The 24,699-nt window shown below is 60.3% G+C and carries 18 protein-coding genes and 1 pseudogene; 13 read left to right on the top strand and 6 right to left on the bottom strand.

The annotated features are described in order from the left end of the window. Positions 1-130 precede the first annotated feature (130 nt). The gene (locus tag AC1DRN_RS20110) at positions 131-1,366 is read left to right on the top strand and encodes an NADH:flavin oxidoreductase/NADH oxidase family protein (RefSeq protein ID WP_457266164.1); all 1,236 of its coding nucleotides are present in this window, start codon (positions 131-133) and stop codon (positions 1,364-1,366) included. A 202-nt stretch (positions 1,367-1,568) separates the two neighbouring features. On the opposite strand, the gene AC1DRN_RS20105 is transcribed toward AC1DRN_RS20110, so the two are convergent. Then, complete coding sequence (locus AC1DRN_RS20105; RefSeq protein WP_223458873.1) at positions 1,569-2,213, bottom strand: TetR/AcrR family transcriptional regulator; 645 nt, start codon at positions 2,211-2,213, stop codon at positions 1,569-1,571. A 2-nt stretch (positions 2,214-2,215) separates the two neighbouring features. Next, positions 2,216-3,874: a bifunctional 3-(3-hydroxy-phenyl)propionate/3-hydroxycinnamic acid hydroxylase MhpA gene (gene mhpA / locus AC1DRN_RS20100; protein ID WP_457266157.1), complete on the bottom strand. Its 1,659-nt coding sequence runs from the start codon at positions 3,872-3,874 to the stop codon at positions 2,216-2,218. 276 nt (positions 3,875-4,150) lie between these two features. Here mhpA and AC1DRN_RS20095 point away from each other — a divergent pair, with 276 nt between their 5' ends. The 12 genes and pseudogenes from AC1DRN_RS20095 to AC1DRN_RS20040 all read left to right on the top strand — a co-directional run bounded on the left by AC1DRN_RS20095 (position 4,151) and on the right by AC1DRN_RS20040 (position 16,680). Beyond that, positions 4,151-7,048: an ATP-binding protein gene (locus tag AC1DRN_RS20095; RefSeq protein ID WP_457266158.1), complete on the top strand. Its 2,898-nt coding sequence runs from the start codon at positions 4,151-4,153 to the stop codon at positions 7,046-7,048. A gap of 389 nt (positions 7,049-7,437) precedes the next feature. Continuing rightward, complete coding sequence (locus AC1DRN_RS20090; protein WP_223458866.1) at positions 7,438-7,653, top strand: hypothetical protein; 216 nt, start codon at positions 7,438-7,440, stop codon at positions 7,651-7,653. Positions 7,654-7,770: 117 nt separating this feature from the next. Continuing rightward, positions 7,771-9,288: an efflux transporter outer membrane subunit gene (locus tag AC1DRN_RS20085; protein ID WP_223458999.1), complete on the top strand. Its 1,518-nt coding sequence runs from the start codon at positions 7,771-7,773 to the stop codon at positions 9,286-9,288. A gap of 75 nt (positions 9,289-9,363) precedes the next feature. Next, positions 9,364-10,215 carry an efflux RND transporter periplasmic adaptor subunit gene (locus AC1DRN_RS20080; protein WP_457266159.1) on the top strand — a complete coding sequence of 284 codons (852 nt, stop codon included), beginning with the start codon at positions 9,364-9,366 and terminating at the stop codon, positions 10,213-10,215. 12 nt (positions 10,216-10,227) lie between these two features. Continuing rightward, on the top strand, positions 10,228-10,431 hold the full coding sequence (locus AC1DRN_RS20075; RefSeq protein ID WP_457266160.1) for a hypothetical protein: 204 nt from the start codon (positions 10,228-10,230) through the stop codon (positions 10,429-10,431). After that, positions 10,428-13,529 (top strand): efflux RND transporter permease subunit, encoded by a 3,102-nt coding sequence (locus AC1DRN_RS20070; protein ID WP_223458862.1) that lies wholly within the window; start codon positions 10,428-10,430, stop codon positions 13,527-13,529. The genes AC1DRN_RS20075 and AC1DRN_RS20070 overlap by 4 nt, the downstream gene beginning before the upstream one ends. A 232-nt stretch (positions 13,530-13,761) precedes the next feature. Next, positions 13,762-14,391 carry a LysE family translocator gene (locus tag AC1DRN_RS20065; RefSeq protein WP_457266161.1) on the top strand — a complete coding sequence of 210 codons (630 nt, stop codon included), beginning with the start codon at positions 13,762-13,764 and terminating at the stop codon, positions 14,389-14,391. Between the two features lie 34 nt (positions 14,392-14,425). Then, a pseudogene (locus tag AC1DRN_RS20060) lies at positions 14,426-14,668 on the top strand (transposase); the annotation flags it as partial. Between the two features lie 11 nt (positions 14,669-14,679). Then, positions 14,680-15,051: a LuxR C-terminal-related transcriptional regulator gene (locus AC1DRN_RS20055; RefSeq protein ID WP_457266162.1), complete on the top strand. Its 372-nt coding sequence runs from the start codon at positions 14,680-14,682 to the stop codon at positions 15,049-15,051. Positions 15,052-15,414: 363 nt separating this feature from the next. Continuing rightward, positions 15,415-15,924 carry a response regulator gene (locus AC1DRN_RS20050; RefSeq protein ID WP_477786782.1) on the top strand — a complete coding sequence of 170 codons (510 nt, stop codon included), beginning with the start codon at positions 15,415-15,417 and terminating at the stop codon, positions 15,922-15,924. Beyond that, entirely contained in the window at positions 15,891-16,238 is a 348-nt protein-coding gene (locus AC1DRN_RS20045) for a hypothetical protein (RefSeq protein ID WP_457266041.1), read from the top strand. The genes AC1DRN_RS20050 and AC1DRN_RS20045 overlap by 34 nt, the downstream gene beginning before the upstream one ends. Before the next feature lie 142 nt (positions 16,239-16,380). After that, positions 16,381-16,680 carry a hypothetical protein gene (locus AC1DRN_RS20040; RefSeq protein WP_223458852.1) on the top strand — a complete coding sequence of 100 codons (300 nt, stop codon included), beginning with the start codon at positions 16,381-16,383 and terminating at the stop codon, positions 16,678-16,680. Positions 16,681-17,067: 387 nt separating this feature from the next. Here AC1DRN_RS20040 and AC1DRN_RS20035 read toward each other — a convergent pair whose 3' ends face one another. The 4 genes from AC1DRN_RS20035 to AC1DRN_RS20020 form a co-directional block, all read right to left on the bottom strand. Then, positions 17,068-21,447: a response regulator gene (locus AC1DRN_RS20035; RefSeq protein ID WP_223458850.1), complete on the bottom strand. Its 4,380-nt coding sequence runs from the start codon at positions 21,445-21,447 to the stop codon at positions 17,068-17,070. A gap of 43 nt (positions 21,448-21,490) precedes the next feature. Further along, positions 21,491-22,648, bottom strand: a complete 1,158-nt coding sequence (locus AC1DRN_RS20030; protein ID WP_223458849.1) for a response regulator — start codon at positions 22,646-22,648, stop codon at positions 21,491-21,493. Positions 22,649-22,848: 200 nt separating this feature from the next. Continuing rightward, positions 22,849-23,328, bottom strand: coding sequence for a GNAT family N-acetyltransferase (locus tag AC1DRN_RS20025; RefSeq protein ID WP_457266039.1), 480 nt, complete (start codon positions 23,326-23,328; stop codon positions 22,849-22,851). A 426-nt stretch (positions 23,329-23,754) separates the two neighbouring features. After that, positions 23,755-24,696, bottom strand: coding sequence for a LysR family transcriptional regulator (locus AC1DRN_RS20020; RefSeq protein ID WP_223458847.1), 942 nt, complete (start codon positions 24,694-24,696; stop codon positions 23,755-23,757). Positions 24,697-24,699: the final 3 nt, after the last annotated feature.

Below are 24,699 nucleotides of genomic sequence, written 5' to 3'. Positions count from 1 at the left end.
CCAGGTCAATTAAAGCCCTGCGCCATTGACACAACTGAACACACGTGTTCAATTGTGTTTCAGGCTTGCCTTCTCGGCACATCAAGCCCTGCGCGGGCTGGCCGTATTTTCATCAGTTGAAGGACAGAACATGACCGGCTCAAAGCTCTTCAAACCACTTCGCTTGCCTAACGGCACGGTGATTCCGAACCGGATCGCCAAGGCCGCCATGGAGGAGAACCTTGCCAATGAGGATCACGCTCCTGGGGAAGCGCTGGTCAAGCTCTATCGGCGTTGGGCCCAGGGTGGTGCCGGCCTGATCATCACTGGCAACGTCATGGTTGACCGCCACGCCTTGACCGGCCCCGCTGGCGTGGTGCTTGAAGACGATCGCAACCTGGGCGAATTCAGGTTATGGGCCGATGCTTGCCGCAGCCGTGGAGCCCAGGCCTGGATGCAAATCAATCATCCCGGACGGCAGCTCTTGGCTTCAATGGGGCAATCGGCACGGGGCCCCTCTGCAGTGGCTGTCGACATTCCCGGACTATCAAAAGCTTTTGTGCCGCCCAGGGCTTTGGAGGAGCAGGAGATCGAAGAGCTGATCGAGCGCTATACCCAGGCGGCGGTGCTGGCCGAGCGTGCCGGATTCACCGGCGTGGAGATTCATGCAGCGCATGGCTACCTGTTCAGCCAATTCCTTTCGCCCTTGACCAACCGGCGTAGCGACCGCTGGGGTGGCAGCCTGGAAAATCGTGCGCAAATTCTCCTGCGAACCATCGACGCAATACGTCAGCGGGTGGCACCGATTTTTTGCGTCGCTGTGAAGCTCAATTCCGCGGACTTTCAGCGCGGTGGCTTCGATGCCGAGGATGCCGCTCGCGTGGTGGAAATGCTCAACGCCAAGGCGGTCGACCTGGTCGAGTTGTCCGGCGGCAGCTACGAAAGCCCGGCAATGCAGGGGCAAACCCGCGACGGCAGCCGCTTGGCTCGAGAAGCGTACTTTCTCGAGTGCGCGGAAAAAATAGGAAAAATAGCGCGCATGCCGCTGATGGTCACCGGCGGCGTGCGTAGAAAGGAGGTGGCGGAGCGAGTGGTGAGCGGATCGGTGTCGATGGTGGGGCTGGCCACTGCGTTGGCAATCGAACCGGCCCTGCCAAGCCAGTGGATGGAAGGTAAGGACACCGAAGTGGAGCCCATCGTCGTGCGCTGGAAGAATAAGGCGCTGGCATCGCTTGCAGTGGCGTCGGTGATCAAGAAGCAGCTCGGTTTGTTGAGCCAAGGCAAACGGACAAAACCCGGGACGTCGCCACTCATGGCATTGATCGGCAATCAGCTGAAGTCTCGTCGCCAGGCGAAGAGCTATCGGCAATGGATTGGCCGGGTTTAGCCTAATGCCAGTCAGTTAAGGCGCAAAACCTGTGGGAGCGAGCTTGCTCGCGATAGCGGACTGTCAGGCAACGCAGGTGTCGACTATGCGATCGTCATCGTCGGAACGCCGCCCGGAGCAAGCTCGCTCCCACAGGAGTTGCGGTGTTCAAAGCGTTAACTGACTGGCATTAGGGTTTAGCCGGTCAATGATGACATCAGGACTAGGGTAGCGGCTTACCGGCGATTCTCTTGGCTCTGGCAGGTGTTACACCCAGAGCCTTGAGAATCATCTCGGCAACCCGCTGATCGTGCTCCGCCACCGCACGCCCTTCGACAACCGAGCGCATGGCGCCGGTTGTGCAGGATACGACCATGTCCAGGGCGATCCCCTCGTCCTCATAAGCGAAAGTACCCGCGCGCAGCCCCTCACGCAGGTCGCCCAGCACATGTGCAGCCAAACGCGAGCGCATGGTCTGATCGGAATGGATGATACGCAGTAGTGCGTTAGCCCATTGATGGTCGTAGGCGGCCCGGCATACGAACATGCGCACACCAATCGAAAGCCGCTGTGCACCGCAGTGCACGTCCGAACTCAGGGCGGAAATGGCATCGGAGAACTCACTCGCCATGGCGATGCCAACCGCCTCGAGTACTTCGTCGCGCGTTCGAAAATAGTTGTAGATGGTGCCGTTGGATACCGCGGCCTCCGAGGCGACATCGAGCAGTGCAATCTCCCCCACCTCCTTACGTGCGACAAGACGCAAGGCCGCGTCCACCAGGCCGCGACGGGTACGTTCACGCTTCTTGTGGCCTCGAGTGAGAGGCTCTTGCTCAGTTGCTTCTGAAGGGAAAGTGGGGGAAGGCATCTTCAGGCTCTTAATCGAGGGGGCTCGTTGATGGTAATGGAAATGCTGTCAGGAGTGGCGTCTTCGCTGACCAGCAGGCCCCTGCAGTCCCGAAGAAGACTGCCTGCCTGCGCGCCAGGGGCGTGGTGCATGACGATACGGTCGGGACGAACCGCGACGAGCGTTCCTTTGGCAGCCAGCGGCAGGATGTCATGGTTCATATCTTCGATGAAGTCACAACTGCCGCCGGAGCGTTGTCCGCGTGTTCTGATCTCCAGGAAGTGGCCTCCCATTTTTTCCCAGGAAACGATCTGATCGGTGGTTAGCAGTGACAACGGGTCAACACCGAATCCAACCAGGGTCAGGTTGTCTCCAAGAGCATCGTCGCTCAGTTTGATCTGCTTTTGCATGTCGCGAACCCAGGCTTGGGGAAACAGACTGCCACGAACCAGCTTGTCGCCACGATGATGCTGCACGAACAGCCCCTGTTTGAAGATGTTCTTTGGCTTGATGTCCAGTTGCTCGAAGTACTTTCTGGTAGCGGGAGTCAACGCCAGCGTGCGCATCAGGCCGTGGATAAAGAAAGCTGCGACCTTGTTTCTCGGCATCACCAGGCGGCCCATGAGTTTCGCCAGATTGATCATCGCCTGGGCATGAGGGCGGCGCTCTACGTCATAGGTATCGAGTATTGCAGGCGTGGCATGGCCGCGAAGGACCCAGGCCAGTTTCCAGGCAAGGTTGGCGCCATCTCGAAGGCCCGCTACGAGGCCTTGCCCGACAAAAGGGGGGGTGATGTGCGCGGCATCCCCGGCGAGGAAGATACGTCCCTTGCTGAATCTGTTGCAGCAGCGCGCGTGGAATCGATACACCGCCTTGCGCTCGATTTCCAGTTCCTGCGGGTTGATCCATGGCGCGATGAGCCGGGCGATGCTTTCCGGGCTCTCCAGCTCCTCCCGGGATTCACCTGGTTGCAGCATGAACTCCCAACGCTCCCTTCCGCCGGGTGCGGGCATGTGCGGTGTTGGACGCCTTGGATCACAGATAAACTCGATGTGATCAATGGCTGACTTATGCCGGTTCCTGGCATCGACAATCAGCCAATCCTCTGCATAGGTTTGCCCTTCGAACTCCTGGCCAATCAGTGCCCTGACCCTGGAGCTTGCGCCATCCGCACCGATCACATACTGGGCGCAAACGCAATGCGAGTGTCCATTTTGATCCCGTACGGTGGCAACCACGCAATCCGACTCCTCGACCAGATTCGCAAGCTCGAAACCGCCCAGACTGGTCACTGACTTCAGCCGGGAAACCTGGCCGCGCATCGCTCGTTCGAGGTCGGGCTGATAGAAAGTCACAAGCTTGGGATGGCCGTCGATACAGCCCTCAGTATTGGCTCGACCGAATTGCCCGAGGACCGGGGAGTGCATCTTCACTTCAGGGATAGCGATCTTCTCGAAGGCGTCTTCCGACAACCCGGCGAGTTGCAGGATGCGCAGGGCCTCGTTGTCCAGAGCAATGGCACGGGGCATCAGTACGATTTCATGGAGTTTGTCCAGCACCAGGGTCGTAACCCCATAGCGGCCGAGCAGCGCCGCGATCGTCGCGCCTACCGGACCGTAACCGACGACCAGCACATCGACGGCGGAGGGAGTCAATTCGGGTACTTTCTTGTTGTTGTTCATCTCGAGCCCTTGTTGTGATTGAAGTCGTGAGGCGTACAGGCCTCATCGCCAGGCAGAGTCAAGGTATGCAAAATTGAGAGATATTTCAATATTGATGTTTTTGTCATTAATTTTTTGGGATCATTACCGTACCGTGACGAGGACATGTGAGCTATGCGCAGGGCCAGTTTCCGACCGGTGAGGCTTGGCTTCTGAGTCGATCAGCGTTGTTATTGGAGTGACCACGTGCCATGCCTCACGAGGGCACACCCATGTTTTAGTCTTCAGGAAACCAACGTGGCACGTCCGCAGCCCCAACCGAACCCAGTCCAGCTCCGCTTCATCGAGTTCGAACTCGACGAAGCCAACGCCTGCTTGTCACGCAACGGAGAAGCTGTGGCGTTGGCGCCAACTCCCTTCACACTGCTGTGCGTCCTTGCACGCCAGCCGGGATCGTTGGTGACCAAGGATGCCTTGCTTGATGCCGTGTGGGGGCATCGGTTCGTCAGCGATTCGGTGCTGAAGACGGCCATCAGCGATCTGCGCAAGGTGCTGGGCGACGACCCCAGGCAGCCCCGCTATATCGAGACTGTGTCGAGGCGCGGCTATCGCTTCATCGCCGCGCCCTCCCCTGCACCTTCGATGCCGCCTGCATCCGCGACGGTGCCGGCGGCCGGCGCGCATCCGTCACCGCCATTCATCGGTCGCGCCGACGAAATCTCAAGACTGCAACGGGCATGGGAGCGGGCGGATGGCGGTCAGCGAGCCGTGGTCTGGCTCGCTGGAGAACCGGGGATTGGCAAGACCACGTTAATCGAAAATTTCCTTGCCAGCCTTGGCGGCATCACCTGCGCACGCGGCCATTGCGTGGAGCACTACGGCACCGGCGAACCGTACCTGCCGGTGCTGGAGGCGTTGGCCGATCTGTGCCGCAGTGACCCCACCCTGCCGGCGTTGTTGCGCGACGTGGCGCCAACCTGGCTGCTGCAACTGCCGTGGCTCAGCACCACGGCGGAGCGAGACGCGTTGCGGCGCGAGCTTGCCGGCGTCGGTCCGGACCGCATGCTCCGGGAAATGGGCGAACTGCTGGACCGCTACACGGAGCAGCGACCGCTGTTGCTGGTGACCGAAGACCTGCACTGGAGCGATCGGGCGACGGTCCAGCTCATCAATTATGTGGCGCGGCGACGTAGCAACACGCGGCTGATGTGGCTATCGAGCTTCCGCCTCGCCGAGGTGGTTGCGCTCGATCATCCACTCAGCTCGTTGCGCCACGAACTGCGCCTGCAACGTCTGTGCGAGGAATTGGTGCTCGATCCGTTCTCGGAAACCGAGGTCGCTGACTATGTTGCGCAGAGTTCGGCCTCGCTGGCGCGCGATGAAACCTTCGTGCGTGCCCTGCATGAGCGCACTGACGGTGTGCCGTTGTTCGTATCGTCAGTCATCAGTGAAGTGATGGACCCAACGGACGACGATGCCACCATCGAGGCTCGGCTCGCAGATCTGGCAGTTCCCGAAAACCTCGCAGCCATCATTGATCACTACATTGCCAAGCTTGGGCCGGAGCAGCGTGCGGTGCTCTCGGTCGCAGCGGTGTGCGGGGCCGAATTCCGAATCGAGACGGTTTCACTGGCCCTCGAGCGCGACCTCGCTTCGGTGGCCCACACCTGTGAGGAGCTGATACGCGAGCAGGTATGGCTCATACGGTCGCGGACCACCGAAGTTGAGGAGACGGCAGAGCAGCCCTACTCGTTCCGGCATGCTCTCTTCCGCCAGGTTCTGTACGACCGCACGCCGCGCTCATTGCGCACCCACCTCCATCACCAGGTTGGCACAGCCCTCGAACGCGAGCGCACGGTCGGCGTACCGGTTGCTGCCTCGGAGCTGGCGATGCACTTTGACCGGGCTCGGCAGCCGATGATTGCGCTGCGTTACTACGCCGATGCCGCGGAGGCTGCGCTGCTGCACTTCAGCCCGGACTTGTGCTACGGCCTCACTGAGCGCGCCTTGGTCCTACTCATGCAGGCACCAGAAGGGATGGAGCGCGATGCGCTCGAAATTACCTTGGCCACGCTGCAGGGCGTATCGGCTTTCCACACGTTCGGTGTCGGCAGCGAAGCCAAAAATGCGTTCGAACGCGCGTACATGCTGCTAGCAGATGTACCCGTGCATCCAATGCGTGGTCGCCTGCTGCATGGATTCGGCTATCTGCTCGGTCTGCGCGGCGATTATGCGTTGGCGCTGGAGGTGGCGGAACGTGCCGAAGCCCTCTCCTGCGACACAAACGATCCAGCTCTCATGCTGGCGGCGTGCATCGTGCATGCCGAGGTGCATCACCTCCAGGGGCGCACGCAGACGACCCGCCGTTGGCTAGAGCTCGCCCTCGCGATCGCTGAGCCGCTGGACATCGGGGCAAACAATATCTTTGCGGCTGATCCCCAGGTCATGCTGCACGGCATGCTGGCTATAGAACTCTTGCGCTCTGGTCTGGTTGAGCAAGCCCGAGCCCACATGCAGCAGGCACGGGTACGCGCGCAGGCGTTGCGCCAGCCCATGACCTGGCTGGTCGCCGCCTGGCAGGAGGTGTTGATCGAGGTGCGGATGGGAAACCACGTGCGTGTGGCAGCGCTGGCTGACGACATGCAGACGCTGGTGGATGAGCACTCGCTCGCACTCGGGCGCACGGCTTGCCGCTGGTGGCGCGGCTGGGCCGACGCCCGCAACGGTGCACCCCGCGACGGCTACCGTCGCATCCGTGAGGCCTATGAAGAACACACCGGGCTTGGAATGCGCTCCGGTGCCAGCGAGGTGCTCGGCTACGCCACCGAGGCGCTGCTGCTCGCAGGTGATTGCACCGCCGCGCAAGTCGAGCTGAAGGAAGCATTTCGGGTGGGCGAGGAACTGGGCGAGCGCGTATACCTGCCACAGCTATTGCTGCTGGAGGCAGCGATCTCGCGAGCACAGGGTCAGCCCGACGCCGGCATCGCTGCGGTGAGGCGCGCGGTTGAAGAAGCTCGCGCCCAGGAAGCACCGTGGCTGGAGCTGCAAGCGCTGGTCGAACTGTGCGAGCACCCTGACGCTACGGCCGAGGACCAACAGGCATTGGCCACGCTGGTTGACCAGTCACCCGAAACTGACGGAACCGAGCTGGCGAAACGTGCGCGCTCGCTGATTCAGGGCGCAAAGTCGGCTTGATGAGTTAAGGCCGCAAACTTGTGGGAGCGAGCCTGCTCGCGATGACGGCATGCCAGCCACCGATGAAGTGACTGCCAGGCCGCTATCGCGAGCAAGCTCGCTCCCACAGTGATTTGGTTAGTTCGCAGATGTTGCGTACAGCCGTTGAACCTGTGGGAGCGAGCTTGCTCGCGAAGGCGGTGTGTCAGCCGACATCGATGCTGAATGTGCCGGCCTCTTCGCGRGCAAGCTCGCTCCCACAGGGCTGCGGTGTTCAAGTCCTTGCCTTTTATCGACATCAATTTCTGAGGGAGCGGCGCTGTCCCGACCGAAGTCTGACCTTTCGCTTACGACTCGCTTCAGGGGGCCGCCTACTCTGTCGTCGAACTTTCTTGCCCCCCTGGACTGTGATGATCCTTAACTCTGAAACCAAGTACCCGAGCCGCCGCTCATACGTAATCAAGCTGCGTAGCGATGCCGCTTCGGGGGCCCTGGTGGGCCGCCTCGAGAACCTGGTCACCGGACGTCAGCGCGAGTTTTCGTCCGCCGAAGAGTTGCTGGAGTCGATCGACTCGGACCTCAGGTCGGCGGCCGGCGAGCATGCGGCAGATGCCGACGGCGAGTGACGTCTCCCACCTGAATGTGCGCTCGATATGGCGACCGAACGGCGACGCTTCGCTGACGACTTCGTGCACACCGGGCCTTACGCTGATGCCATCTCGAATCCACACGAGTCCAATGCGATGCCGCGACTTCCAGTTTCCTTTCCACTGCCCCTCCTCACCGCCCGGACAACCTTGAAACGGGCCGAGCGCCCGGCCGGGCTCGCCGTTGCGGCAGCCCTTGCCACTTCGATCGCCCTCGCCCTTTCCGGTTGCTCCACACCGGTCGTCAAGCCCTCGGTCGACCTGCCGAGCAACTTCGCTGCGAGCACGGCCTCCGAAATGGAACCCGAGGCGGCGTGGTGGGAGGTCTACCACGACCCGTTGCTGACGGATCTGGTGCACCGGGCTGCGCGTGAGAACCGCGACGTCAAGATTGCCGCCGAGCGCCTGCGTGCCGCGCGTGCCGGAGAAACGGTCAGCCAGTCCTGGCTGCTCCCGAGTGTCGGCGCATCCGTCTCCGGCAGTGACCGCCGCAGCGGTTACAACTCGGCCACGAAACAGGGCTATCCGGATACCAGGACCACCAGTGTGGGTCTGGACGTCTCGTGGGAACTCGACCTGAGCGGCCGTCTGCGCGCCGGCGCGGCGGCGGCTGACGCCGATGCGCTGGCCGCGCAACACAGCATGCGTGGCGTGCGCCTGCTGGTGATGAGCGACGTGGTCAGCAACTACTTCACCCTGGTCGGTGCGCAGCGCCAGGTCGCGACGCTTCGCGCAATCTCGGCGATGCAGGACGAGACGCTGCGTCTGGTCACCGCACGCCAACAGGTGGGGCTGGCATCCGCTTTCGACGTCGAACGCGCGCAGACCGACGCCTTGTCGGCGCGGGCGCAGATTCCGCCGCTGGAAACCCAAGTAGCGGTGGCACGTCACCGTATTGCAGTGCTGATCGCAGATCAGTCTTTCAACACCACAAACATCCAGCCTTCAAGCGGTGATTTGATCGACGTGCCCGAGGCCAAGCCCGGCCAGCCCGCCGAGTTGCTGCAACGCCGACCTGACGTACTGGCGCTGATGGCACAACTCGACGCCGCCAATGCTCGTCGCCAGCAAGCGAAAGCTGAGTGGTTCCCGCAGCTCTTTCTCGGCGCTTCCTTCGGCCGCCAGGGTCTCAACCTGAACGGTGCCGATCTCGGCGCTGCGCGCTTCACCAACGTCGCGGGCCTGCTGGCGATGCCGCTCTTCAACGCCGGGCGCACGCAAGCGATCAACGAAGCGGCCGAAAGCGCTCAACAAGAGGCGCTGCTGCGCGCCGAAGACGGCATCGTACGGGCGCTCGAGGATGTGGAAAACGCCCTCGTCACGCTTGCGCAGGAACGCCGCCGGTCCGGGTCGCTGCAATTGGCCGCCGCATCTTCCGAGGCTGCGCAGAACCGCGCCCAGTCGCTCTATAACCGCGGGCAGATCGACCTGTTGCCACTGCTGGATTCGCAGCGGGCGCGCCTGGCGGCACGCTTGAACTCCAACGAAAGCAACACCCGACTGCTGCTCGACAGCGTGCAGCTCTACAAGGCACTGGGCGGGGGCTGGCAGGTGTTCGAACAACCCTCCAACCCAACCGCATCCGCCAAAGCCGACCGGCCACCACTTTCCTGAGAATCTGTCGTTTTCCAAAGAGGAACCGTCTTGAAGAATTCCCTTACTACGGCCGGCGTTTTGGCCGTCGCCGCCATGCTTTGTGCGTGCAGCCCGGATCAGCCGTCCGTGCAGGCCCCACGACCGGTACGCACCGTTGAAATCAACTACGACAATGCCCGCGAAAGTAGTCGCTACGTGGGCACCGTGCAGTCACGGCATGAAGTCGATCAAGCCTTCCGCGTGGGCGGCAAGGTAGCCCAGCGCAAGGTCGATGTAGGTCAGTTTGTGCGCGAAGGCGACGTACTGGCTGTGCTGGACGACAGCGACTACCGCCTCGCTGAGCAAGCGTCGCAACAGCAGTGGGCAGTTGCCGTCGAGCAGACTCGTCAGGCCGATTCGGACCACCAACGCCTTACCGCGCTAAAGGCTGACGGCTCGGTCAGTGCGGCCGACGACGAGCGTGCGCATACCAATGCCCAGACCGCTCATGCGACTGCCGAGGCCGAGGCGCGAAAACTCGAGCTCGCGCGCAACCGGCTCAAGTACACCGTGCTGCGCGCCTCCCGTAGCGGTGTTGTCACGGCTGTGCGCTTCGAGGCAGGCCAGGTCGTGGCGGAGGGCCAACCGGTGGTCTCGGTTGCGAATCCGGATGAATCCGAGATCGTCATCGACGTGCCCGAGGATCAGTTGTCCGTCTTCAAGGACGCGCAGTTCAAGGCTTCGCTGGCCAGTGCGCCGAACGAGACCTTCGATGTCACGCTGCGCGAGCTGTCGCCGCAGGCTGCGGCGCAGACGCGCACCTATCGCGCGCGGCTCAAGCCAATGCAGGCGCTGCCGCTGGGCGCCACCGCCACTGTAATGGCCAAGAGCGTGATGACAAACGTCTCGGTGGCGGCGGTGCCGGCGACGGCACTGACCCAAAGCGGCGGCCAGCCGGCACTTTGAGTAGTCACGCCTGTGGGCAAGGATCCGGTAGGCATCGTCGAACTGGAGCGTGTGGCGGTGTGGGGCTACCGCAATGACGAGGTGCTCGTCTCCGGGCCGCAGGCTGGCGCATCGATCGTCACCGCCGGTGTCCAGAAGATGACATCCGGACTGAAGGTCGCGCTCCCCGGTGCGGCGATCGCTGACACTAACACTACGCAGCAGGCCACCCGATGAACAATTTCAACCTCACCGACTGGGCGCTGCGCCATCGCGCCATCGTTCTGTTCATGCTCCTCATTGTCGCGGCGGCCGGCGCCTTCAGTTTCACCAGGCTCGGTCAGCTCGAAGATCCGAACTTTTCGGTGCCTTCCATGACCGCCATGGTCATCTGGCCGGGCGCCACCGCCCAGCAATTGCAGGACCAGGTCCTCAATCGTATGGAGAAGAAATTCGAGCAAATCGACAACTTCGAAAAGGTGGTCACCTACGCGCGGCAGGGCTACGCGGGCATGACGCTCACCGTGCGCGGCGGCACCTCCAAGGCTGACCAGCGCGAGGCCTGGTACCAGGCACGCAAGAAACTCAACGACCTGAGCCTGGAGATGCCTGACGGCGTGATCGGCCCGATCCTGAACGACGAGTACGGCGACGTGTATGGCCTGATGTACGCCATCAAGGGCGACGGTGTCGGCCATGCCGACCTGTCGGACGCGGCCGAGGACATCAAGCGCCAGATGCTGAAGGTGCCGATGGTCAAGAAGATCGATCTCATCGGCAAGCAGGCCAAGCGTGTCTACGTCGAGTTCTCGCACGAGCGCCTGGCAGCGCTGGGCATTACACCGCTGGCCATCGCCGAAAGCCTCAAGAGCCAGAACGCGATGTTGCCCGCAGGCCAGATCGACACCCGCGGCGACCGCGTCATGGTGCGCGTGAGTGGCCAATTCGCCAGCGAAGAGGCCATCCGCAATGTGCCCATCGCCGCGGGCGGCCGGCTGATCAAGCTTGGCGACATCGCGACCGTTACCCGTGGCTTCGAAGATCCGCCGACCTACACGGTCCGCCACAACGGCCAACCCGTGCTGATGCTCGGCATCACAATGACCAGCGACGGCAACATCGTGGACCTTGGCAAGGCGATGGACACGGCCGTCGCCAAGATCCAGTCGGAACTTGCGCACGGCGTGGAGCTGGAGCTCGTGGCCGACCAACCCACCACGGTGAAGGATGCTATCCACGACTTCGCACACGCGCTGATCGAGGCGCTGATCATCGTGATTGCGGTGAGCCTGGCCAGCCTGGGCTGGCGCGCAGGCCTCGTGGTTGCGGCCACGGTGCCGCTGGTACTGGGCGGCGTGGCGCTGGTGATGTTGGCGATGGGCTGGAACCTGGAGCGCATCTCGCTCGGCTCACTGATTATCGCGCTGGGACTGCTGGTGGATGACGCCATCATCGCCATCGAGATGATGGTGGCGAAGATGGAGACCGGCATGGATCGCGTGAAGGCGGCCGCCTTCTCCTATCAGTCCACTGCCATGCCGCGCCTGACCGGTGCACTCATCACCGTCGTGGGCTTCCTGCCGATCGGCCTCTCGAAGTCCACCACCGGCGAGTACGCGGGTGGCATTTTCTGGATCGTCGGTGCCGCGGTACTGTTCTCGTGGATCTGCTCCGGCATCTTCACGCCGTACCTGGCGGTCAAGATGCTGCCCAACGACTTGGGCAAGCACCAGCACGGTGATCTGCACGATACGAAGTTCTACCGCAGCCTGCGCCGCTTGATCGACGCCGCCATCGAGCGCCGCTGGGTGGTCATCGGTGCGACGGTTGGCGCCCTGATACTTGCTCTGGTGTGTATCAAGCTAGTGCCACAGCAATTCTTCCCCAACAGTTCGCGTCCTGAACTGGTCATTGACCTGCGCGTCAAGGAAGGCTCCTCGTTCGCCGCGACGACCGAGCAGGTCAAGCACATGGAGGAGATCCTGGCGAAGGACGAGGACGTGCGTTTCTATACCGCCTACACCGGCGCCGGCGCACCGCGCTTCTATCTCTCGCTCAACCCCGAGCTGCCGAATCCAGGCTTTGCCCAGTTCGTCGTGATGACCAAGGATCTGGATGCACGCGAGCGAGTACGTGCGCGGCTGGTGGCCTCGGCTGACCAACAATTCCCGCAGGCGTGGGTGCGCGTGACCCGGCTCGAGTTGGGGCCACCTGTCGGCTACCCGGTGCAGTTTCGCGTCGTAGGCCCCGATACCCAAGTGGTGCGCAAGATCGCCCGCGACGTGGAGAAGGTGGTTGCGTCCAACCAAAAGGTGCGCGACCTGCAGCTCGACTGGAACGACCCGGTGCGTACGCTGAAAGTAGAGCTCGATCAGGACAAGGCGAGCGCGCTTGGCCTTACACCGACCGACGTGTCGCTGGCGACCCAGACCGTGATGAACGGCGCAACCCTGTCGCAGCTGCGTGAGCGCGAGGACCTGATCGACATCGTGGCCCGTGCCGTACCAGAGGAACGCTTGAACCTCGACACACTGAAAGACATCAACCTCTACACGCGCCAGGGCACGGTGGTGCCACTGTCGCAGGTCGCACAGGTGCGCTCTGAACTGGAAGAGCCAGTGCTGTGGCGCCGCAACCGCGACATGGCGATCACGGTGCGTGCCGACGTGAAGGATGGAGAGCAGGGTGTATCGGTGACGCAGGAAATCCAGCCGTTGCTCAAGGATATCGAAGCCAAGCTGCCGACTGGTTACCGCATCGACGTGGGCGGCGCGGTGGAGGAAAGTGACAAGGCGAACAAGGCGCTGCTCGCGGTGGCCCCGTTGATGCTGATCACCATCCTGCTGTTACTCATGCTGCAACTGCAGAACTTCTCCCGCATGTGGATGGTGATGCTGACCGCACCGCTGGGCCTGATCGGTGTGGTGCCGGCGCTATTGGTGTTCCAGTCGCCACTGGGCTTCGTCGCGATCCTGGGCATCATCGCACTGGGCGGCATGATCATGCGCAACGCGGTGATCCTGATCGATCAGGTTCAGATCGAGATCGCCGAAGGGCGCGACCCGTGGAATGCCGTGCTGGATGCCGCCATTCACCGGGCCCGTCCGGTGATGCTGACGGCGCTGGCCACTGTGCTTGCAATGATCCCGCTAACGCGCAGTGTGTTCTGGGGGCCGATGGCAATTGCGATCATGGGCGGCCTTACCGTGGCGACGCTGCTGACGATTTTCTTCGTCCCGGCGTTGTACGCTGCATGGTTCAAGGTCGGTCGCCAGACGGCCGCTGGCACCCTGCCGGTGAGCTCGCCATCGCGCAATACCGGTTGTCCAGCGTGAACCGGACCATGGCCGCGCACGGCGGCCATCGCCCGGTTGGCGCGAGCCACCGACATCAAGTGCTGCGACCGCTGTATGACGTTTTGTCAGTCAATCTGTATCTAACGTTCTCCCTTTGGCCGCCCTACTATCGTCCTCACCATCCAGATGCATACCTCAGAGATCGCGAAAATCGTTTTATACGGATTTAGCGCAGCTTCAATTCGTTATCTCTTCCTTCAGGAGTTACGCCATGCCCGAACTGTCCAACCTGCTTGCCTACGGCCTGATTTCACTCGGCATGGTGCTGACTCCCGGCCCGAACATGATCTATCTCATCTCGCGATCGATCTGCCAGGGGCGAATGGCCGGACTGATTTCCCTGGGTGGCGTGGCGTTGGGTTTCGTCGTTTATATGTTTTGCGCCGCACTGGGCATCACAGCCCTGGTCCTGGCGGTTCCCTATGCGTATGACGCCCTGCGACTCGGCGGCGCGCTCTATCTGCTCTACCTGGCCTGGCAAGCGGTCAAGCCTGGCGGCCGTTCTCCGTTCCAGGTGCGCGAGCTGCCCAAGGACAACCCGCGCAAGCTGTTTATGATGGGGTTTGTCACCAACCTGCTGAATCCCAAAGTCGCGGTCATGTATTTGTCGCTGCTGCCCCAGTTCATCGACCCCGCCGGCCACGGCAGCGTGCTGGCGCAATCCATCGTGCTTGGCTTTACGCAGATCGTCATTAGCGTGAGCGTCAACGCCCTGATTGCCATCATGGCGGGTTCCATTGCGACATTCCTCGCCAGCAGGCCCGTGTGGCAGACCGTGCAGCGCTGGCTGATGGGGACGGTCCTCGCGGGCTTGGCCATGCGCATGACCGTCGAAGGATGACGCTGAACCGGGCTGTTTGCGGTTGGCGCATCGGGTGCACTGGAGGATCGTCACACGGCATCCGTCCGGCCAAGTCATCTGCCCAGCCCCGCACGGCCAGGACAGGTGCGCACTTAAATTCAATTGCGCACCAGCTCTAGCCTTTCAAGCGGGTATTTTCTTGCAGCCACAACGCCGTTCCTACTCCAAGTCCTTCAAGGCCCAGGTCATTCAAGCGTGTGCCCGGCCCGCCGCTTCGATTGCCAGCATTGCGCTCAGCCATAGCCTCAACGCGAACCTCGTACACAAATGGATTCGGGTACAAGCGCAGAAAAGCACGGCGCAGCGGGATACCTCACCAAGGATATTTCCGCAGCCACCCTGGTTACGGCAGTTCGCAAGGTGGCCTCAGGCGCCAAGCACGTCAGTCCTGAGCTGGCAGAAAAGCTGGTCAACGCTATCGGTAGAAGCAACGGGGCACTCCACGAAGCGCTATCCGACCGGGAGCTTGAAGTGCTGAAGCTCCTCGCTTCAGGCGAGAGAATTGTCCGCATCGCTGAGATATTGCACTTGAACCCGAGTACCGTCACGACGTACCGGGCACGCATCCTGGAAAAAACAGGGATGGACAGCAACGCGAAACTGGCCCGCCATGCACTCGAAAACGGCCTGTTGACTTAGAACGCCCCGTCATCCGACGCAGCCGGGCCACTCAATCGTTCTCGGCATCCTCCACGCTCTGCGGTAAACGCATCGGCATCAATGAATCGTCCTGGTTGAACGTCAGGTACGGTTTAACGAACTGTGCAGCAATAATGCCCAGCACATGCCCGGCTTCGCCGAAGCGTCACCCGATCCAGCCTGCTTGTAGTGGAATCACTACAAGCAGGCTGGCCGATATCGCCACAAAGAACTCCTGCTAACGTCGATAGTGGGAGCCGCTCCACTTAAGCATACTGACCTCTCTGCAAGATTTCGTCCGCTGAATGGAGTTGTCTTCGTCAGCGTCTTGTACAGCCATGTCAAAAAATGAGAGGTGAAATCATGCAGGTCACCAGCACAGAACCATTGACTGCACTGATGCCAGTCAGAGATTCAGGCCCTTTGCGCCTGTTTGTCGTTGAGGATTCGAACGCCGTGCCAGCACTGAGGCGCACGGTGTCGCCAGGGATCGCTGGCCTGTCACTTGCCGGGGTGTTCCACCGCGCAACGGCCGCCATCGTCGCCATTCGGCGTGAACCGCCMGATGTTGTCTTGCTGGACGTCAACCTCGGCGACGGTCAGGGCATGGAAGTATTGCGTGTGGTCGCAGCCGAGTATCCGCTGACAAAAGTCATCGTGGTCAGCAATTGCGCTGAWCCGACACATTGGAAGTACTTCACAAAAGCGGGTGCCTACGCGTTCTACGACAARAACCATGAACTGGCCATCATGCGCCGCATGTTGGAGCGTTTAGCCAAGTMCCTGTYACCRGAAGATTTTTCCTGCTGGCAATCATYMCCAAAYGGGAGCAGTACCCCATGGAACCAATCAGCAAAGAACACGACTTTCTAGCCGTGCTGCGGCACGTCATGTCGCATGGCGTCATCACCTTGCTGGCAGTAGCCATAGCGTTTGCCACGCCGTATGCCGCACGGTTCATTCTCTATGTATGGTGGCCACGCGTGGAGCTGAACGCCAATCTGCTGCTTGTGACAGAAATCATGCTGGCCTCAACCTTGATAGTTCTCTTCCATCTGTGCAAACGCGCATGGGACACCGCTGGGAGTATGACTTCGCCGCCGCCGACCTGGTCCAGCGGGATGCGACCACTGGCAACGAGACCGGGCGTGCTCCGCTCGGACTCCCCGTCCATGGCAGTCGCTTGAACCTTCTCACCTGCTTCAGGATATGGATATGCATGAGAGCAAATTGCACGAGTCGGAAAAGACTCTGGAATCGATCTTCGTAAGTTGAGCGCGGAGTGCGCGCTGTATTCATGTTTAATCAATGTACTAAGTGGAGGACATCATGATGATAGGTTATTGGTTGTGCGCGTTGCTTTGGGGTTGGGTGCTGCTGGAAGAGATCCAATGCATACCCCCTCAAGAATGGAAAGACGAAGGGCTGAAAAAGGTTCTGTTGCTGCGCCGGACCAGAACCCGGACCGGCTACTTTATGGCGTTGATCGCGGGCGCCTTGTGCCTTTATAGCGAAATCCTGGTGGCGCCGGTCGATCAGGGCATTTTCAATCCAGAACTCATGCTTGCCCTGTGTGGTGTGCTTTGGGGTGCTTATCTTTCCGTTGTCTGCATGAAGGGGAAGCGCTAGATGCCTGGCTCCATGACGACTGCGGGTAACTGATATTTCACTATCGTCGGCTGGCTGAGAAACTCCGCCGGTCAGGCGCTCAATTCAGCATTTAAATAGCCGCAGCCTCGCTGGCAGCCACAGCATCCTTCATCCAAACGGTGCGTTACCTGCATAGGTACATTTCAGGTCCGCTGATCAATCACTGGCGGATTTTACGTAGTTGTGTAATTGCATTTACTTGACCATCCATTTGCATTCGACCTGGCCAGGCATTTGCCTCGGACTCGACCTCCGGTTGTAGAGCATTTGACCGACTAGACAAAGCTGGGAGGCTCATTACGACCCAAACCGGCCAGTCGGTCTCTAGTTGCCAGAAGAGGTCAGTAGCTCCTTTCCTGGCAAAACTCACCCGTCCTGCAACAGTTCCAGGGCACGATCAAAGTCGAACAGCTCCACCTGCTCCGCGACCAGAACCAGACGTTTGGCCAAGGCCCGATCGAGTGACAGATTGCGCAGTTCGGTAAGCGCTTCCATAGCCGCCGTGTCACTTTCGGCCAAAAGACCTTTGAGCCTGTTCAGTTGCTCGCTTAACTCGGGGCCATCCTGCAGGCCATCGCTCATCGATGCCGGGGCGTTTGTGCTCAGGTCAGCGAGGGCGGCCAGGGTCGGCAGCAGGCAACGCTCGACCTTAGTCGCCAGCTCTTGCACCACCATTGCGGGCTCGCCGTTCTGGCAGGCCAGCTCCAGCACAGCGGCGACCTGCGCCACGGCCCTGGCACCGATGTTGCCGGCCGTGCCGCGCAGGCTGTGGGCCACACGTCCGGCCGCGCTAACATCCGAGTCGGCCAGTGCGGCCTGGAATTGCTCGGCAAAACCTGTCTGAGTGTCGCGAAACTTGCAGAGCAGGCGCAGGTAGAGTTCTCGCCGGCCCATACAGGTCGCTAGGCCGGCAACCATATCAATGCCCCCAAGACGATCCGGCAGCCCATCTGACAGGCCTACATTTGGCGATGCTGGAGCGGCCTGTGGCCTGATCCATTTTGCCAGTGTGGCGAACATGTCATCGACATTGAGTGGCTTGGATACATGGTCGTTCATACCACTGCTCAGGGCTCGCTCGCGATCACCGTCCATGGCGTTGGCGGTCATGGCGATCACCGGCAAAGCATTAAAGCGCGGCTGTTGGCGAATCCGCTGGGTGGCGGTGTAGCCGTCCATCACCGGCATTTGGCAATCCATCAGCACGCCGTCGAAGTTGCCGTCCTCGGTCAGGATGTCCAGGGCCTCCTGGCCGTGCCTGGCCAGTCGCAGCTGTATTCCGACACTCTCCAGCAGCTCGCAGGCTAGTTCCTGATTCAGCTCGTTATCTTCTACCAGCAACAGCCGGGCTCCATTCAGGCTGGCTACGGTGCTGGCATTCTGTTGGGAGCGTTCGCCGGCCCGAGTATCGCCCTGCGGGCCTTTACCCAGCACCATACCGATGGCTTCGAGCAAAGAGGACGGTGTTACTGGCTTGGTCAGCACCACCGGTAACTGGATGCCCTGGCGCTCGGCTTCCTCGCGTGCCTCTTCGCGGCCAAAGGCGGTGACCATGATGACCGACGGCGTATGCATCAGGCTGGCGGAATGCATTCTACTCACGGCTTCTATGCCATCCATGCCGGGCATCCGCCAGTCCATCAGCACTAGATCGTAGGGCAGCACTTTATGTTCGGCATCGGCCAGCATGTGCAGCGCCAGGCTACCATTCTCCGCGACATCCACCTCCAGGCCGAAGCTACGCGCCATGCCCGAGAGGATTTCACGAGCACTAGCGTTGTCGTCCACCACCAACACCCGCATACCCAGCAGTTCGTCGGCCTTGAACATGCGACGCGGCTGAACGCCTTGCTGCACGCCAATGCATACCTGGAAATGGAACGTGGAGCCGACCCCCGGCTCGCTCTCAACCCAAATGTGGCCGTCCATCAGCTCCACCAACTTCTTCGAGATGGACAAGCCCAGCCCAGTGCCACCGTACTTGCGCGTGGTCGAGCTGTCGGCCTGACTAAACGACTGAAACATGCGCGAACACTGCTCGACGGTCATGCCGATGCCAGTGTCGCGTACCCAGAAGTGCAGCTGCACGCGCTCCTCGTGTGTGCCAACTTCTTCCACGCCGACCACAATCTCGCCGCGCTCGGTGAATTTGGCAGCGTTGTTGCCCAGATTGATCAGCACTTGCCCCAGGCGCAAGGGGTCTCCGAGTAGTGCGGTGGGTAACTCAGGCTGGGTCTGGAACAACAACTCCAGGCCCTTGTCCTCAGTCTTAAGGCCGATCATGGCAGAGAAGCTGTCGAGTACGTCCTCCAGGTGGAAGGGGGTTTGTTCGAGGTTCATCCTGCCGGCCTCGATCTTGGAGAAGTCGAGGATGTCGTTGATAATCCTCAACAGGCTCTCCGCCGAGCGGTGCACTTTTTCAATGTAGTTGCGTTGGCGATTATCCAGTTCGGTACGCAGCGCCAAGTGGCTCATGCCGATGATGGCGTTCATTGGCGTGCGTATCTCATGGCTCATGTTGGCGAGGAACTCGCTCTTGGCCTGGGTCGCGTCCTCGGCCGCTGACCTGGCCTCTGCCAGTGCAGTCACGTCGATGTTAATGCCGGTTGCGCGCAACGGCTTGCCATCAGGCGTGCGTGAGAATCGGTTAAGCGATTTGAACGTGCGCACCAGCCCATCGTTTTGCCGCACGATGCGGAAGTCGAACTCGACGCGATCATCGCCACTTTGGACTGCGCTCTCGAACGTACTACTGATACGCGCCACGTCATCGGGATGCACCAACGCCTTCCAGTGCTCCAGAGTGCCACCGAATCCGCCAGGCTCAAGCCCGAACAGCGCTTCGAGCTGTGGCGTCCAATAGTTTTTACCGCTGACCAGGTCAACGTCGAATAGACCGATGTCACCGGCCTCTTGCGCCAGATTCAGACGATCGCTGGCAGTACGTAGCTTGGCCTCCATCGCCCTGCGCTCACTCACGTCGCGCACCGAGGCACAAACGCAGACGCCACGCCCCTCCAAGCGGGGCAGACGGGACAGGCCAATTTCCACGGAGAACAGGCTGCCGTCCTTGCGCACGCCGTGCAGGTCATTTAAATCGCCGCCCATCTGCCGGGTTCCGCCGCTGGCAATGAACCCGTCACGTAACCTGGCATGCCGCTCGCGAGCAGCCTGCGGCACCAGACGCTCAATGCTGGCACCGTTCAGTTCGCCGTGCTCATAGCCAAACAGAGTGTCCATTTGCGGATTGGTCATCAGGATGTGTCCGTCGGCACCCAGCACCAGCATGCCGTCCGGTGCCGCCTCGATAATGCCGCGGTACCACGCCTCGGTGGCGCGCAGTGCCGCCTGCTGGGCCTCCAGCTCCCTGGCCTGGTGTTCCAGTTGCAAGGTTTGGGCTCCCATCTCGTCAGCCTGACGGCGAGTTTCCTGCAGCAGCGCCTGGGCCGTCTCGCTGCGTTCCATAATGGCCATGGCTCCGGCCAGCCTTGGTAGCACTTCCTGCAGCAGCAACGTCTCGTTCTCTTCCAATGGGCGAAAGCCGGCCATTTCCATAACCCCGAGCAGACGCTCGCCACGCAGCACAGGCTGAACCAGCAGATGGCTGGCGGGGGCTTCACCCAACTGTGTGCGCACACGCCAGAACTGCTCAGGCAGATCCTTGAGCTGGCGGGGTTGGCGGTCCAGTGCACACTGGCCAAGTAGCCCTTCACCGAGCTCGAGCTCCGCGCGCAGTGGGTGCTCACTGTCCACCGCATAACCACCCAGCAATTGCAGGCGTGGTGCGCCTTCATAGAGAACGTACAGCGCCCCCTGGCACATGCCCAGCTGTGGCGCGATGCGGCAAAAAAAAGCTTGGGCCAACTGCTGCGGCGTCTCTGCCTGTTGCAGATCCACTTGCAGGAGCGAGGCGTGGGCTTTGATCCAGCGTTGGCGCTCAAGTTGACAAGCCTCCAGTTGCAGCGTGGCGATGGCGCGCGCCAGGTCGCCGGTTTCGTTGCGAAGGTCTGTGTGAGGGATCTGACCGTCCAACTTGCCGGATGCCAGCTCGTCAACTGCCACGCGTACGCGGTTCAGCGGCACGCGGATGGAGTGGCTTACCAGCCAGGTCAACAGCAAGGCCAGTGTCGAACCGCCCAACAGCAACACATAAGTGGTCGTGCTGCTGCGCTGCGCATACTCGGCCAGATTCTTCGCCGTATCGTGGATGTCGGCTTCCTTGTTTTTCTCAATCTGGATGAGAAGCCCGTCGCTTTCCTGCTCCAGCGCGAGAAACTCCTTACTGTTGAGCAACATCAGCGCCTGACCCAGGGAGCCCTTGCCGACCAACTCCAGCGCTTCATCGCCATTTTTTTGCAGGCGCTGCAATACCACCTCAAACTCCAGCAAGCTGTTGAGGCTGCTCTGTCGCCGCAGCGTTGGGCGAACCTGCTCCAGGGCCTCGTGCAGACGCTCTTGGGCGACGTCCATCTGGGCCCCGGCGCTGATGCGGATGTCCGCGTTGCTGGTAGCGACGGCGCGTTGCAGTGCCAGCAACAGATGCGGCAGCTGCACCCGAACCTCCTGCACATGCTGGATACCAACCAAATCCTGCTGGTACAACTGCTGCATTTCGTACCTGAGTGAATACTGGGTGCGTAGGCTTTGCACGCCCAGCATCAGGATCAATATCAGCAACGCAGCGAAGCCGATGATCAATTTACTGCGCAGGGACAGGCGCTCGAGCAGCTCGAACAGTCTGTTCATATACCGCCTCGTTTAGCTTGGTGTGCAGAATGATGCAAAGGGCTCAGGGCTGCTCAGCGATCTGCTCTAGTGAGGCCAACTGCTTGGCCATGTCCTGATCGCTGTCGGTGAACCGCTCGGCAATTTCCCGGAACCGTTCGGCATTGGCCAGAAAGGTATCGCAGATGTCTGGGTCGAAATGCGAACCCCGGCCTTCGCGGATAATTTCCACCGCCTGTTCATGGGGCATACCGGGCTTGTACACGCGGCGACTGATCAGCGCATCGTAGACATCCGCCACGGCCATCAAACGGGCGCTGATGGGGATGTCGTCGGTGCCCACCCCTTGCGGATAGCCACTGCCGTCCCACTTTTCCTGGTGGCCGTATGCGATCTCCTTGGCCAGATGAAGGAAGTCGACACCTATCCCTAACTGATCCTCGGCGTGTTGGATGGCATCGCGCCCCAACGTAGTGTGGGTCTTCATGATCTCGAACTCTTCCAGAGTGAGACGTCCCGGCTTGAGCAGGATGCGATCGGGAATGCCGATCTTGCCGATATCGTGCAGCGGTGCCGACTTGAACAGCAGCTGGATGGTTTCCTCGTCGAGGAAGTGGCGGAAGCGAGGATGCTCGCGCAGTAGCTCGGCCAGCAGTTTGATGTAGTGCTGGGTACGGCGGATGTGGTTGCCGGTTTCGTTGTCGCGGGTTTCGGCCAGCGATGCCATGGCGTGGATGGTGACGTCCTGGATTGCAGTCACCTCGCGGGTGCGGCGCTGCACCTCCTGCTCCAGAAACTCGTTCTTGTCGCGCAGGAAATCCGCAGCGGCCTTGACCTTGATCTGGGTCTCGACCCTGGCCATGAGCACCGGGGGGATGATCGGTTTGGTGATGTAGTCCGCGGCGCCCAGACTCAAGCCGCGAATCTCGTCCTTTGTGGCAGCCATAGAGGTAAGGAAAATGATCGGAATGTGGCGAGTGCGGGTGTCAAGCTTGAGCTGCTCGGCAACGTCGTAGCCGGGCAGGCCCGGCATCATGATGTCCAGCAGGATCAGGTCGGGAAGTGGGTCGCTCTGGAGAAGACGCAACGCTTTCTCGCCGCTGTTGGCTGCCTTGACCCGATATCTGTCCTTGAGCAGCTCGGCTATCAACATCAGGTTGTCGGGGGTGTCGTCGACCACCAGAACGGTGGCTGATGGATTAACGCCCTGCATGCTATCCATAGATGTTGGCTCCCTTGCCTGACAATTAGGGAAAGGCCGCACCTACGCCATTCCTTTGCTGGAAAGCGTAGCTAGAAAAATCTGCAATCGCTAGGAGAGAGTAGGAAGCTTATGGATGTCGGCTTCTGGCCGATGTTTGCCTGTCACGAGGGGCCATTTTCGACCCGTAATGGACATCCGTCTAATAGAGAACTCGTGAATCAGTTTCCGATCCAGAGCATCGTCTGAACCGTAATATGCGGATGACTTTCTAACGGCTCCCATTCGTCCATGAAAGCAAACCCCTGCTTGAGATAGAAGTTCGAGGCTCTTGCATTGTCGGGTGATACGTCGAGAAAAACGCGATCAAAGCCTTCCGCGGTAGCGCGAACTTTCACTACATCTACTAACTGAGTTGCCACGCCAGAGCCCCTTGCAGCAGGTTCAACCCACATTCCGATCAAGTTAAAACGATGCGCGCTACTGACCACGGCACCAATCATTCCGACAGGCCTGTCTTTCTTGAATGCCAGCCAAAATGCTGTTCCGGTTGATGAGGCTCTTACTTTCCACTGTTCGTCAGTGTATGCGGCGGCAGTTTGATAACTGACACCAAATGCCGTTGGCGTGTCCAAAAGCGCGGCGAGTCGGACTTGCTTTAATAGCATCCAGTCTTCTGTTTCCGTCGATCGAATGTCCATGATCTTCCTTGATGGATTAGCTTCACCTCAAATTCTCACAAGAAAGATTGGGGGGCAACCAGGCTCGCGTCGCGTACGTCTGCTTTTGGCCGACTCTGTTGAAAACAGTCGACCATGGTTTGCGCAGCAGAAAAATATGCGTCCGAGATTGAAATCTTTCCTTTCGGCAGAGGCTTCCGGACTCGGATTTCACGTAGCASTGTGCAAAAAAGGCGTTTTAACCAGTCAATGACCARGCTGTTTGGGCGTACCGACTTTTTCAACAGAATCGGCCGATTGCTGCCTTCCACAACCGGCTGAATCCGTCCCGAAGCTGCCCGTTGAATCAGACTGCAACCGGTTGTAGTCACCTGCAAGCTGCAGTTCGTAACTGTTGCCCCATGCAAAGCTCGACCATTGAATTTATAAAGGCGGCAAAGCACCGTATCAGGACGCTGTAAAGGTATTTTCCATCGGCCAACGCATTTCCAGATATTCAGTCAAATAATTCATAAAAGCTTTGACCTTGGGTGTGATGGCGGCGCGCTCCTGGACGCATGCATAAATATCCAGCGGTTCAGCGTAGGCATAAGTTGAAGCGTGGCGATGTTCAAACAGAGGGATGAGTTGGCCACTTTCGATATAGGGCGCCGCCACGAACTCTGCCAAGCGGGTAATTCCCGCGCCGTGGATGGCCATTTGGGCTAGAGCGTCAATATCGTCGCTGATTGCGGTCGCATTGAGAGTAGCGTCGTAACGTTGTCCATCCCGGATAAAACCCCAACGTAGAAAGCGTCCGTCTAGCGGGTAGCGAAACGCTAGACAGGCATGGTGTTGAAGTTCTTCAGGGGAGCGTGGCCAGCCGACTCGATCCAAATAGGTGGGCGACGCGCAGATGATAAAAGGGACTGAAACGATCTTGCGAGCGACGATCCCCTCTTCTAGTTGTGGTTTGATCCGCAGGCTCAGATCAATGCCTTCTTGAATATGATTAATTTTGCGATCTGTGGTTGAGAGTTCAAGTGTCAGACGTGGGTAACGTGCAGCGAAGCCGGCGATTAGTGATGCCAACACATGCCGCCCGAATGCGGAGGTAGAAGCGATGCACAGTCGCCCTTGGAGTTGAGTCTGCGCGCTGGTGATCGCGCTTTGCGCCGATTCGAGATCACGCGCTATGCGTTTCACTTTTTCGTAGTACACCACGCCGCTTTCGGTTAACGCCATGCTGCGTGTGGTGCGCTGGAGAAGGCGCGTGCCCAGGTGGGCTTCCAAGCGATTTATGGTCTGGCTAACAGCTGCGGCACTGACGCCCAGGGTTTTGGCTGCGCCCACGATGGAGCCCGCTTCAACCACCTTGATAAAGCTAGCAATCGCCCCTAACAGGTTCATCTT

It is taken from the genome of Pseudomonas sp. P5_B3 (genome assembly GCF_056400405.1).
Note: the sequence above shows the minus strand (reverse complement) of the source record. Positions and strands in the feature narration are given on the sequence as shown.